Raw genomic sequence first — 12,934 nt, forward strand, 5'->3', positions numbered from 1 at the left:
ATGTCGAAGCTCGGTAGTCTCGGCGCCCGATTGCACCACGGTGAGGTCAGCTACGACTTCATCAAGAGCCGCAAGATCTGGTACGGCATCTCCATCCTGATCACCGTCCTGGCCATCGTCGGCCTGGCGGTGCGCGGCCTCCACATGGGCATCGAGTTCCAGGGCGGGGCGGTCTTCACCACCTCGAAGAACATGAGCGCCTCGGTCGCCCAGGCCGAGACCTACGCAAAAGAGGCCTCCGGCCACGACGCCATCGTCCAGAAGCTCGGTGACGGCAGTCTGCGCATCCAGATCGCGGCCATCGACACCGGCGTCTCGGACAAGATCAAGACGGAGCTCGCCCAGGACCTGAAGGTCAATCCCGAGCAGATCAACGCGGACCTGGTCGGTCCCAGCTGGGGCGAGCAGATCGCCAACAAGGCCTGGCTGGGCCTCGGCATCTTCCTGTTCCTGGTCGTGATCTATCTGGCCATCGCCTTCGAGTGGCGCATGGCCGTCGCCGCGTTCATCGCGCTGATCCACGACATCACCATCACCGTCGGCATCTACGCCCTCGTGGGCTTCGAGGTCACCCCGGGCACGGTGATCGGGCTGCTGACCATCCTCGGCTACTCTCTCTACGACACGGTCGTGGTGTTCGACAGCCTCAAGGAACAGACCCACGACATCACCCAGCAGACCCGCTGGACCTACAGCGAGATCGCCAACCGCTCCATCAACGGCACGCTGGTCCGCTCCGTCAACACCACGGTGGTCGCGCTGCTGCCGGTGGGCGCCCTGCTGTTCATCGGCGGCGGAGTCCTCGGCGCCGGCATGCTGAACGACATCTCGCTGTCGCTGTTCGTCGGTCTCGCCGCCGGTGCGTACTCCTCGATCTTCATCGCCACGCCGCTCGTCGCAGACCTCAAGGAGCGCGAGCCGTCGATGCGGACCCTGAAGAAGCGTGTCCTGGCCAAGCGGGCCCAGGGCACGGACACGGGCGAGCCGGCCGACAACCGGGTGCCCGACGACAGCCACGACGACGGGCCGGCGGACGCCGTTCCCGCCGTCGTGGCGCCACGCCATCAACCCGCGTCCCGCAACCGCGGTCGCGGCCGACCCTCAGGAAAACGCAGATGACCGAAACAACCGACGCCTCCGCACTGCTGCTGAGCCGTATCCGGGACGTCGAGGACCACCCGGAGCCGGGTGTGATGTTCAAGGACATCACCCCGCTCCTGGCCGACCCCAAGGCGTTCGCCGTGCTCAGCGACGCCCTCGTCGGGATCGCCGAAGCCACCGGCGCCACCAAGGTCGTCGGCCTGGAGGCCCGGGGCTTCATCCTCGGCGCCCCGGTCGCCGTCCAGGCCGGCCTCGGGTTCATCCCCGTACGCAAGGCGGGCAAGCTCCCCGGAGCCACCCTCAGCCAGGCGTACGACCTGGAGTACGGCTCCGCCGAGATCGAGGTGCACGCCGAGGACCTGACCGTCACCGACCGCGTCCTGGTGATCGACGACGTGCTCGCCACCGGCGGCACCGCCGAGGCGTCGGTGCAGCTCATCCGCAGGGCCGGCGCCGAGGTCGTGGGCCTCGCCGTGCTGATGGAACTCGGCTTCCTCGGAGGTCGGGCCCGGGTGGAGCCGGCCCTGGCCGGCGCCCCGTTGGAGGCACTGCTCACGCTCTGAGCGGCTACGCGGGACGCGCGTGGAGCGCGGCGAACACCGCACGGGGCGGGCGCCGGAGGAATCCGGCGCCCGCCCCGTGCGTTTCACGGGTAGACGGTCCTCACACCGGTCCGCAGGAGAGCCATCGGCCGGGGATGGCTACCATGGGGGCTCCGGAGCCTGCCGGGGACCCGGAAAGCGCACGAGGAGTCCTCTTGCCAGACGAGGCCCAGCACCTGACCGCAGACAAGCCCGAGTCCGACTCGGCTGCGGCGGCCAAGCCCGCGCCCAGCACGCCCTACGCGAAGAACGACACGCGCGGGCCGGTCCAGCACGCCCAGGCCTTTGCCGCGGACAAGCCCGAGCAGCCGCGTCCCAAACCAGCCCCCCCTCTCGACTCCGCTCGAGCGGAGGGACCGCCCGAGCGCTCCGCCCCCATGGCCCGCCCGAACACCGGACAGCCCGCCCGCTCCGGCTCCTCCAACCGCGTCCGCGCCCGGTTGGCCCGACTCGGTGTGCAGCGTGCCAACCCGTACAACCCGGTGCTGGAACCGTTGCTGCGGATAGTCCGCAGCAACGACCCCAAGATCGAGAACGCCACGCTCCGCCAGATCGAGAGCGCCTACCAGGTCGCCGAGCGCTGGCATCGCGGCCAGAAGCGCAAGAGCGGCGACCCGTACATCACGCATCCACTCGCCGTGACCACGATCCTCGCCGAACTGGGCATGGACCCGGCCACCCTGATGGCCGGCCTGCTGCACGACACGGTGGAGGACACCGAGTACGGCCTGGAGCAGCTCCGCCGCGACTTCGGCGACACCGTCGCCCTGCTGGTCGACGGCGTCACCAAGCTGGACAAGGTCAAGTTCGGCGAGGCCGCGCAGGCCGAGACCGTGCGCAAGATGGTCGTCGCCATGGCCAAGGACCCCCGCGTCCTGGTCATCAAGCTCGCCGACCGCCTGCACAACATGCGCACCATGCGCTACCTCAAGCGCGAGAAGCAGGAGAAGAAGGCGCGCGAGACCCTGGAGATCTACGCGCCGCTCGCCCACCGGCTGGGCATGAACACCATCAAGTGGGAGCTGGAGGACCTCGCCTTCGCGATCCTCTACCCCAAGATGTACGACGAGATCGTCCGCCTGGTCGCCGAGCGGGCCCCCAAGCGCGACGAGTACCTCGCCGTCGTCACCGACGAGGTGCAGCAGGACCTGCGGGCCGCACGCATCAAGGCCACCGTCACCGGCCGCCCCAAGCACTACTACAGCGTCTACCAGAAGATGATCGTCCGCGGCCGGGACTTCGCGGAGATCTACGACCTGGTGGGCATCCGCGTCCTCGTGGACACCGTCCGCGACTGCTACGCGGCCCTCGGCACGGTGCACGCGCGATGGAACCCGGTCCCCGGCCGGTTCAAGGACTACATCGCGATGCCCAAGTTCAACATGTACCAGTCGCTGCACACGACGGTCATCGGCCCCGGTGGCAAGCCCGTCGAGCTCCAGATCCGCACCTTCGACATGCACCGCCGCGCCGAGTACGGCATCGCCGCGCACTGGAAGTACAAGCAGGAGGCCGTCGCCGGAGCCTCCAAGGTGCGCACCGACGCACCCAAGTCGTCCGGCAAGAGCAAGGACGACCACCTCAACGACATGGCGTGGCTGCGCCAACTGCTGGACTGGCAGAAGGAGACCGAGGACCCCGGGGAGTTCCTGGAGTCGCTGCGCTTCGACCTGTCCCGCAACGAGGTCTTCGTCTTCACGCCCAAGGGCGACGTCATAGCGCTCCCCGCCGGTGCCACCCCGGTGGACTTCGCGTACGCGGTCCACACCGAGGTCGGCCACCGCACCATCGGGGCGCGGGTCAACGGCCGTCTCGTACCGCTCGAGTCGACCCTGGACAACGGCGACCTGGTGGAGGTCTTCACCTCCAAGGCGGCCGGCGCGGGCCCCTCCCGGGACTGGCTCGGCTTCGTGAAGTCGCCGCGCGCCCGCAACAAGATCCGCGCCTGGTTCTCCAAGGAACGCCGCGACGAGGCCATCGAGCAGGGCAAGGACTCCATCGTCCGTGCGATGCGCAAGCAGAACCTGCCGATCCAGCGCATCCTCACCGGCGACTCGCTGGTCACGCTGGCGCACGAGATGCGCTACTCGGACATCTCCGCGCTCTACGCGGCGATCGGCGAGGGCCATGTCGCCGCGCAGAACATCGTCCAGAAGCTGGTGCAGGCCCTCGGCGGGGAGGAGGCGGCCACCGAGGAGATCGACGAGTCGGTGCCGCCGGCCCGCGGCCGCGGTCGCAAGCGCCGCACCAGCGCCGATCCCGGCGTCGTCGTCAAGGGCGTCGACGACGTCTGGGTCAAGCTGGCCCGCTGCTGCACGCCGGTCCCCGGCGACCCGATCATCGGTTTCGTGACCCGCGGCAGCGGTGTCTCGGTCCACCGCAGCGACTGCGTGAACGTCGACTCGCTGTCCCGGGAGCCCGAGCGCATCCTCGAGGTGGAGTGGGCGCCCACCCAGTCCTCGGTCTTCCTGGTCGCGATCCAGGTCGAGGCGCTGGACCGCTCCAGGCTGCTGTCGGACGTCACGCGCGTGCTGTCCGACCAGCACGTCAACATCCTCTCCGCGGCCGTCCAGACCTCCCGCGACCGTGTCGCCACCTCCCGCTTCACCTTCGAGATGGGCGACCCGAAGCACCTCGGGCACGTCCTGAAGGCGGTACGGGGCGTGGAGGGCGTCTACGACGTGTACCGGGTGACCTCGGCCCGCAACCGGTAGCCCCGCCGCCGCGCACGGCACGCAACCCACGGAACACGAGGCGCGAAGCACACGGAAGAGGGGCTCCCGTACACCCGGTACGGGAGCCCCTCTCAGCGCGCGGCGACCGTCGTCAGCCGCCGAACTCCTGCAGCCCCTTCAGCGCCTGGTCCAGCAGCGCCTGGCGGCCCTCCAGCTCCCGCTCGAGCTTCTGGGCCCTGGCCTCGTTGCCCTGCGCCCGCGCCTGTTCGATCTGGCCCCTCAGCTTGTCCACGGCGGCCTGGAGCTGACCGGTCAGGCCCTCGGCACGCGCGCGTGCCTCCGGGTTGGTCCGGCGCCACTCGGCCTCCTCGACCTCCTGCATGGCCCGCTCCACGGTCTGCATCCTGCCCTCGACCTTCGGCCGGGCGTCCCGCGGCACATGGCCGATGGCCTCCCAGCGCTCGTTGAGCGCGCGGAACGCGACACGGGCGGCCTTCAGATCCGTGATCGGCAGGAGTTTCTCGGCCTCCTCGGCCAGCTCCTCCTTGAGCTTGAGGTTCTCCGCCTGCTCCGCGTCACGCTCGGCGAAGACCGAGCCGCGGGCGGCGAAGAAGACGTCCTGGGCGCCGCGGAAGCGGTTCCACAGGTCCTCCTCGTGCTCGCGCTGGGCACGGCCCGCGGCCTTCCACTCCGCCATCAGGTCCCGGTAGCGTGCCGCCGTCGCGCCCCAGTCCGTCGAGTTCGACAGCGCCTCCGCCTCGGTGACCAGACGCTCCTTGGTCTTGCGGGCCTCCTCGCGCTGCGCGTCCAGGTGCGCGAAGTGCTGCTTGCGCCGCTTGGAGAACGCCGACCGGGCGTGCGAGAAGCGGTGCCACAGCTCGTCGTCGGACTTGCGGTCCAGCCGGGGCAGCCCCTTCCAGGTGTCCACCAGCGCCCGCAGCCGCTCACCGGCCGCCCGCCACTGGTCCGAGCCCGCCAGCTCCTCCGCCTCGGTGACCAGCGTCTCCTTGGCCTGACGGGCCTCGTCGGACTGTTTCGCCCGCTGCGCCCTGCGCTCCTCGCGCCGCTTGTCCACCAGCTCCACGAGCTTGTCCAGACGCACGCGCAGGGCGACCAGATCACCGACCGCGTGATGGGCGTCGACCTGCTCCCGCAGGTGCTCGACCGCCGTCATGGCGTCCTTCGAGGACAGGTCGGTGGTCTTCACGCGCTTCTCGAGGAGGCCGATCTCGACAACCAGGCCCTCGTACTTGCGCTCGAAGTAGGCCAGTGCCTCCTCGGGGGAGCCCGCCTGCCAGGAACCGACGACCTGCTCTCCGTCGGCCGTACGCACGTACACGGTGCCCGTCTCGTCGACGCGGCCCCACGGGTCGCTGCTCACAGCGCCTCCTCCACATGATGCCTGCGGAGGGCTTTGCTACCCCCCGGGCATCGTCCACAGTTTTCGTCACGGCCAACATAGGCGACCGACGGGACACCTGTCCGCATCCCGCGCGACCGAAATTCCGCAGTTGGGCGGTCAGGACTCGGTGACGGTCGCCTTGTCGATCACGACCGTCGCGTTGGGCGGGCCGTCACCCGCTCCGGTGCCGTCACCGGCGGCGGCGATCTTCTTCAGGACCTTCATGCCGGCCTCCGAGACGGTGCCGAACGGCGTGTAGCTCGGCGGGAGCGGGCTGTCCTCGTACACCAGGAAGAACTGGCTGCCGCCGCTGTCCTTCTGCCCGGTGTTCGCCATCGCGACGGTGCCCGCCGGGTACGTGTTGTCCTTCAGGCTTTCGTCCTTCAGGTTCTCGTCCGGGATCGTGTAGCCGGGACCGCCGGTGCCGGTGCCCGTCGGGTCACCGCATTGCAGCACGTAGATGCCGTTGGTGGTGAGCCGGTGGCACTTGCTGTGGTCGAAGTAGCCCTTGTCGGCGAGGAAGTTGAACGAGTTGACGGTGTGCGGGGCCGCCGACGCCTTGAGCGCCATGTCGATCGTGCCGCAGGTCGTCTCGAGCGTCATCGTGTACTTCGCCGACTCGTCGATGGAGATCGCCGGCTCCTTCTTCCAGGTCTTCGACGCGACCTCGCCCCCGGCCGGCTTCTCGCACGGGTCGGGCGCCTTGCCGGTCGCCTCGGCGCTCGGCGTGACCTCCGCGCTCGCGTTGGCCTTGTCCCCGTCCGATTCGAACGCCCCGGCCGTGTACAGCGCGAGGCTGCCGATCAGGACCACACCGAGCGCGGAAGCGATCACCGAGTTGCGGGTCCGCGCCTTGCGTCGTGCCTGGGTGCGCCGCTGCTGCTGCCGCAAGAACTTCTCCCGCGCGAGCTGACGCCGCCGCTGTTCCTGGCTGACCACCGGGTTTACTCCTCATGCGTCTCGTGTGCCGACCGGTACGCGTGCCTGCGGCGGACCGACCGTCTGCGTGTGCCCCGTACCGTATATGGGTTCGCTGTGGAATCGGCAGCGCCGGTAGGCTCTGACGACGGGCGCGAGCCCTGTCGCAAGCCTCCCGTATCGACACAACCGTCGACACGACCCTCGACACAACGAAGGACGATCGTGCTCATTGCCGGGTTCCCCGCCGGGGCCTGGGGGACGAACTGTTATCTCGTCGCCCCCGCCGCCGGTGAGGAGTGCGTGATCATCGACCCCGGCCATCAGGCCGCCCCAGGAGTGGAGGAGGCGGTCCGCAAGCATCGGCTGAAGCCCGTCGCCGTCGTCCTCACCCACGGTCACATCGACCACGTGGCCTCCGTCGTCCCCGTGTGCGGGGCGCACGACGTACCGGCCTGGATCCACCCCGACGACCGGTACATGATGAGCGACCCCGAGAAGGCCCTGGGCCGCTCCATCGGGATGCCGCTGATGGGCGAACTGACCGTGGGGGAGCCGGACGACGTCAAGGAGCTGGCCGACGGCGTGAAACTCGAACTGGCCGGACTGGAGCTGACGGTCGCGCACGCGCCGGGGCATACCAAGGGGTCGGTGACCTTCGGCCTGCCCGAGGCGGCGGACATCCCGCCGGTCTTCTTCTCGGGCGACCTGCTGTTCGCCGGCTCCATCGGACGCACCGACCTGCCCGGCGGTGACATGGCCGATCTGCTCGACTCGCTGGCGCGTGTGTGCCTGCCGCTCGACGACTCGACCGTGGTGCTGTCCGGACACGGACCCCAGACGACCATCGGCCAGGAGCGCGCCACTAACCCGTATCTGCGGCAGGTGGCGGCAGACCGCCAAGGACGCGGCGCCGCCGACGCTCCCCGACGAGGAATGTGACAAGACCTTCCGTGAGCACCTTCAAGGCCCCCAAGGGCACCTACGACCTGATCCCTCCGGACAGCGCCAAGTACCTCGCCGTCCGCGAGGCCATCGCAGCCCCGCTGCGCGACTCCGGTTACGGCTACATCGAGACACCCGGCTTCGAGAACGTCGAGCTGTTCGCGCGCGGTGTCGGCGAGTCCACCGACATCGTCACCAAGGAGATGTACGCCTTCGAGACCAAGGGCGGCGACCGCCTCGCCCTGCGGCCCGAAGGCACGGCCTCCGTGCTGCGCGCGGCCCTGGAGGCCAACCTGCACAAGGCCGGCAACCTCCCGGTCAAGCTCTGGTACTCCGGCTCGTACTACCGCTACGAGCGCCCCCAGAAGGGCCGGTACCGCCACTTCTCCCAGGTGGGCGCGGAGGCGATCGGCGCCGAGGACCCGGCGCTGGACGCCGAACTGATCATCCTGGCGGACCAGGCGTACCGCTCCCTGGGGCTCAGCGGCTTCCGCATCCTGCTGAACTCCCTGGGGGACAAGGAGTGCCGCCCCGTCTACCGGTCCGCACTGCAGGACTTCCTGCGCGGCCTGGACCTGGACGAGGACACCCTGCGCCGCACGGAGATCAACCCGCTGCGCGTCCTGGACGACAAGCGCGAGTCGGTCCAGAAGCAGCTGACCGGCGCCCCTCTGCTGCGTGACTACCTGTGCGACGCCTGCAAGGCGTACCACGAGGAGGTCCGCGAGCTGATCACGGCCGCGGGCGTCTCGTTCGAGGACGACCCGAGGCTGGTGCGCGGCCTGGACTACTACACGCGCACCACCTTCGAGTTCGTCCACGACGGTCTGGGCTCCCAGTCCGCGGTGGGCGGCGGGGGCCGCTACGACGGTCTCTCCGAGATGATCGGCGGCCCCGCGCTGCCGTCCGTCGGCTGGGCGCTCGGTGTCGACCGCACCGTGCTGGCCCTGGAGGCGGAGGGCGTCGAACTCGAGCTCCCCGCCATCACCAGCGTGTTCGCCGTCCCGCTCGGCGACGAGGCCCGCCGGGTGCTGTTCGCCAAGGTCACCGAACTGCGCAAGAACGGCGTCGCCGCCGACTTCGCCTACGGCGGCAAGGGCCTGAAGGCGGCGATGAAGGCGGCCAACCGTTCGGGCGCGCGCTACGCCCTGGTGCTCGGCGAGCGCGACCTCGCCGAAGGCGTCGTCCAGCTCAAGGACATGGGGTCCGGCGAGCAGACCGCGGTCGGCGTGAACGAGATCGTGGCCGAACTGGAGGCACGGCTCGGCTGATCCCCGTACGCGGCCACGTGCGGACCACGCGCCACGGAGGCGCCGGTGTGCCCCTGGGGCACACCGGCGCCTCCGTCGTCGATGCCGGGAACCCCGGGGACGCCGATTCGTCCGAACGGGGGACCCGGCTGGGGCGTGTGTGCGGTCATGGCACAGACGGCGGCCGAAACCGAGCCCTCACGGGGTGACTCGTACGTTCTTGTGGCCAGTGGGCGGTGGGTGCACAGGTGCGTGCGGCACAATGGCCCTGCCCGAAGCAGGTCCACACTCCCCAGCGACGGAATCGGCGTGATGAGCAAGACGACTGTGAAGGACGTGTCCACCGTGCCCGAGCCTTCGCCGGGACCCGCCGCCGGGCCGCCCCGCGAGGGCGCCGGCCGTGCGTTCGCCCTGCTCCTGGTCATCACCGGCGCGGCCGGCGTACTCGCCGCGTGGGTCATCACGCTGGACAAGTTCAAGCTGCTCGAGGCCAAGGTCAAGGGCGAGACGTTCGTCCCCGGATGCAGTCTCAACCCGGTGGTCTCCTGCGGCAGCGTGATGGAGAGCGACCAGGCGTCCGTCTTCGGGTTCCCCAACCCGATGCTGGGCCTGGTCACCTACGGCATCGTCGTCTGCGTCGGCATGAGCCTGCTCGCCGGGGCCCGCTTCCCCCGCTGGTACTGGCTCACCCTCAACGCGGGCACCCTGTTCGGCACCGGCTTCTGCGCCTGGCTGATGTTCCAGTCCCTGTACCGGATCAACGCCCTGTGCCTGTGGTGCTGCCTGGCCTGGGTCGCCACGATCATCATGTTCTGGTACGTGACGTCGTTCAACGTCCGCAAGGGCTTCCTGCCCGCCCCCGGCTGGCTGAAGAGCTTCTTCGGCGAGTTCACCTGGGTCATGCCGGTGCTGCACATCGGCGTCATCGGCATGCTGATCCTGACCCGCTGGTGGCATTTCTGGACCAGCTGACGGGCCCGCCGCGTTGTCGGTGCGGTCATTTAGGGTTGCCGACGTGGAGCCCGACCTGTTCACCGCCGCAGCAGAAGAACGCCAGCAGAAGGACCCGACCGGCAGCCCCCTCGCCGTGCGGATGCGCCCGCGCACGCTCGACGAGGTGGTGGGCCAGCAGCATCTGCTGAAGCCGGGCTCACCCCTGCGTCGGCTGGTCGGCGAGGGTGCCTCGGGCCCCGCGGGCCCGTCCTCGGTGTTCCTGTGGGGGCCTCCCGGCACCGGCAAGACGACCCTGGCCTACGTCGTCTCCAAGGCCACCAACAAGCGTTTCGTCGAGCTGTCGGCGATCACCGCGGGCGTCAAGGAGGTCCGCGCGGTCATCGACGGCGCCCGCCGCGCCTCCGGCGGGTACGGCACGGAGACCGTCCTCTTCCTCGACGAGATCCACCGTTTCAGCAAGGCCCAGCAGGACTCCCTGCTCCCCGCGGTCGAGAACCGCTGGGTCACGTTGATCGCCGCGACCACCGAGAACCCCTACTTCTCGGTCATCTCCCCCCTGCTCTCCCGTTCCCTCCTGCTCACCCTCGAACCCCTCACCGACGACGACGTCCGCGGCCTGATGCACCGCGCGCTCGGCGACGAGCGGGGCCTGAAGGGCGCCGTCACCCTCCCCGAGGACACCGGGGACCATCTGGTGCGCATCGCCGGCGGGGACGCCCGCCGCGCTCTGACCGCCCTGGAGGCAGCCGCGGGGGCCGCGCTGGACAAGGGCGAGGCGGCGATCTCCCTGGCCACCCTGGAGGAGACGGTCGACCGGGCCGCCGTGAAGTACGACCGCTCCGGCGACCAGCACTACGACGTCGCCAGCGCCCTGATCAAGTCCATCCGCGGCTCCGACGTCGACGCCGCCCTGCACTACCTGGCCCGGATGATCGAGGCCGGCGAGGACCCCCGCTTCATCGCCCGCCGCCTGATGATCTCCGCCAGCGAGGACATCGGCCTCGCCGATCCGAACGCGCTGCCGATCGCGGTCGCCGCCGCCCAGGCCGTCGCCATGATCGGCTTCCCCGAGGCCGCTCTCACCCTGAGCCACGCCACCATCGCCCTCGCCCTGGCCCCCAAGTCCAACGCCGCCACCACCGCGATCGGCGCCGCCCTGGACGACGTGCGCAAGGGGCTGGCCGGGACCGTGCCGCCGCATCTGCGCGACGGGCACTACAAGGGCGCGGCCAAACTGGGCCACGCGCAGGGGTACGTGTACCCGCACGACCTGCCCGAGGGCATCGCGCGCCAGCAGTACGCCCCGGACGCCCTGAAGGACCGCGCGTACTACGAGCCCACCCGGCACGGAGCCGAGGCGCGGTACGCCGACGCGGTGGAGTGGACCAGGAGGCACCTCGGTCGGAAGCAGCCGTGATTACCCTGTAGAATTCGCCGAAGCCGAGTCCCGTGTCCGGCCCCGCAAGGGAAACCGGCGCCACCAGAACGGGACATCCGGCAGGAGGGCCTGCCCCCGGGCAGGTATCTCCAGGAGCGTCGCGCACCGTCGAACGGTGTCGCGGGCAGCCCATCACCACCCGGAATTCCGGGAGCGGTCGGTGGGCCACTCGCGTGCTGCACGTATGTGCCCAGATCAGGGGAGCGGCTGCCCGGCAGGTCCTACACGGACCCGCGGGGTTTCCCCGACTGAGGATGCGACCTCCCTTAACCCTGGTGAGCCGACAATTTGGAAAGTGAAAGAGACAGTGGCGAATCAGTCCCGTCCCAAGGTCAAGAAGTCGCGTGCCCTCGGTATCGCGCTGACCCCGAAGGCCGTCAAGTACTTCGAGGCCCGCCCCTACCCGCCGGGTGAGCACGGCCGCGGCCGCAAGCAGAACTCGGACTACAAGGTCCGTCTGCTGGAGAAGCAGCGCCTGCGCGCCCAGTACGACATCAGCGAGCGCCAGCTCGTCCGCGCGTACGAGCGTGCCGCCAAGACGACGATCAAGACCGGTGACGCCCTCGTCATCGAGCTCGAGCGCCGTCTCGACGCCCTGGTCCTGCGTTCGGGCATCGCCCGCACGATCTACCAGGCCCGTCAGATGGTCACCCACGGCCACATCCAGGTCAACGGCAAGAAGGTCGACAAGCCCTCCTTCCTCCTGCGCCCGAACGACGTCGTGCAGGTCCGTGAGCGCAGCAAGGACAAGACGCTCTTCACGATCGCCCGCGAGGGTGGTTTCGCCCCCGACGGCGAGACCCCGCGCTACCTCCAGGTGAACCTCAAGGCCCTGGCGTTCCGCCTGGACCGTGAGCCGAACCGCAAGGAGATCCCGGTGATCTGCGACGAGCAGCTCGTCGTCGAGTTCTACGCCCGCTGACCCCAGCAGGCAGGCGGTACCTCAGCCCGCCGTCTCCCCACCCCTCAGGGTGGGCGGGGCGGCGGGCTGCTGCATGGGCGCCCCGGCCGCGACGTGCCGACCCCGCCGGACGGTAATCCGGTGCGGAGTCCCGCCACCGGCGCGATAGGCTCGGTGCACGAATTTCTTGACGTTCTCGGTGTTGCTCGAGGTTCTCGGAGGTTCTTCGGTGTTCCTCGAGGTTCCTCGGGGTTCCTCGATGTGGCAGGCACGTTTCTCAGGGAGCAGGTGCACACAGTGTCCGGTGGAGAGGTGGCCGGAATCCTGGTGGCCGTGTTCTGGGCGATCCTGGTCTCCTTCCTCGCCGTCGCACTGGCGAGGCTGGCCCAGACGCTCCGGGCGACCACCAGGCTCGTGGCGGACGTGACCGACCAGGCCGTCCCGCTGCTGGCGGACGCCTCCTCGGCGGTGCGCTCCGCGCAGACCCAGATCGAACGGGTCGACGCGATCGCCTCCGACGTCCAGGAGGTCACCTCCAACGCCTCCGCGCTGTCGACCACCGTCGCCTCCACCTTCGGCGGCCCGCTGGTCAAGGTCGCAGCCTTCGGCTACGGCGTGCGCCGGGCCGTCAGCGGCCGCAAGGAGGACACGTCCGCCAGGACACCGGGACGCACCGTGATCGTGGGCCGCGCCGTCCCGGGCATGCGGCGGGCGGGGCGCACCCGGGGAAAGAAGGACTGACGCAGCG

11 protein-coding genes are annotated in these 12,934 nt (G+C 69.7%); 9 read left to right on the forward strand and 2 right to left on the reverse strand.

Annotated features, from left to right (window positions below):
• The 3 genes from secF to relA all read left to right on the forward strand — a co-directional run bounded on the left by secF (position 1) and on the right by relA (position 4,417).
• Positions 1 to 1,119, forward strand: a complete 1,119-nt coding sequence (gene secF, locus AC6F7H_RS24925) for a protein translocase subunit SecF (protein ID WP_500759171.1) — start codon at positions 1 to 3, stop codon at positions 1,117 to 1,119.
• Positions 1,116 to 1,664: an adenine phosphoribosyltransferase gene (locus AC6F7H_RS24930; RefSeq protein ID WP_500759172.1), complete on the forward strand. Its 549-nt coding sequence runs from the start codon at positions 1,116 to 1,118 to the stop codon at positions 1,662 to 1,664. Before secF ends, AC6F7H_RS24930 begins: the two co-directional genes overlap by 4 nt.
• Positions 1,665 to 1,858: 194 nt before the next feature.
• Complete coding sequence (gene relA / locus AC6F7H_RS24935) at positions 1,859 to 4,417, forward strand: GTP pyrophosphokinase (protein WP_500759174.1); 2,559 nt, start codon at positions 1,859 to 1,861, stop codon at positions 4,415 to 4,417.
• 112 nt (positions 4,418 to 4,529) lie between these two features.
• Here relA and AC6F7H_RS24940 read toward each other — a convergent pair whose 3' ends face one another.
• Complete coding sequence (locus AC6F7H_RS24940; RefSeq protein WP_500759175.1) at positions 4,530 to 5,759, reverse strand: DUF349 domain-containing protein; 1,230 nt, start codon at positions 5,757 to 5,759, stop codon at positions 4,530 to 4,532.
• Positions 5,760 to 5,897: 138 nt separating this feature from the next.
• Positions 5,898 to 6,719, reverse strand: coding sequence for a peptidylprolyl isomerase (locus AC6F7H_RS24945; protein ID WP_109379473.1), 822 nt, complete (start codon positions 6,717 to 6,719; stop codon positions 5,898 to 5,900).
• 204 nt (positions 6,720 to 6,923) lie between these two features.
• On the opposite strand from AC6F7H_RS24945, the gene AC6F7H_RS24950 reads away from it, so the two are divergent.
• From AC6F7H_RS24950 to AC6F7H_RS24975, 6 genes are all read left to right on the forward strand, one after another.
• Complete coding sequence (locus AC6F7H_RS24950) at positions 6,924 to 7,640, forward strand: MBL fold metallo-hydrolase (protein ID WP_109379472.1); 717 nt, start codon at positions 6,924 to 6,926, stop codon at positions 7,638 to 7,640.
• An 11-nt stretch (positions 7,641 to 7,651) separates the two neighbouring features.
• Positions 7,652 to 8,914: a histidine--tRNA ligase gene (hisS, locus tag AC6F7H_RS24955; RefSeq protein ID WP_500759179.1), complete on the forward strand. Its 1,263-nt coding sequence runs from the start codon at positions 7,652 to 7,654 to the stop codon at positions 8,912 to 8,914.
• 291 nt (positions 8,915 to 9,205) lie between these two features.
• The gene (locus AC6F7H_RS24960) at positions 9,206 to 9,865 is read left to right on the forward strand and encodes a vitamin K epoxide reductase family protein (RefSeq protein ID WP_181383570.1); all 660 of its coding nucleotides are present in this window, start codon (positions 9,206 to 9,208) and stop codon (positions 9,863 to 9,865) included.
• Between the two features lie 43 nt (positions 9,866 to 9,908).
• Positions 9,909 to 11,264: a replication-associated recombination protein A gene (locus AC6F7H_RS24965; protein WP_500759181.1), complete on the forward strand. Its 1,356-nt coding sequence runs from the start codon at positions 9,909 to 9,911 to the stop codon at positions 11,262 to 11,264.
• 328 nt (positions 11,265 to 11,592) lie between these two features.
• A complete protein-coding gene (gene rpsD / locus AC6F7H_RS24970; protein WP_500762033.1) occupies positions 11,593 to 12,207 on the forward strand; it encodes a 30S ribosomal protein S4 in 615 nt (204 codons plus the stop codon).
• Between the two features lie 276 nt (positions 12,208 to 12,483).
• A complete protein-coding gene (locus AC6F7H_RS24975; protein ID WP_202276769.1) occupies positions 12,484 to 12,927 on the forward strand; it encodes a DUF948 domain-containing protein in 444 nt (147 codons plus the stop codon).
• Positions 12,928 to 12,934: the final 7 nt, after the last annotated feature.

It is taken from the genome of Streptomyces sp. MMS24-W38 (assembly GCF_059889265.1).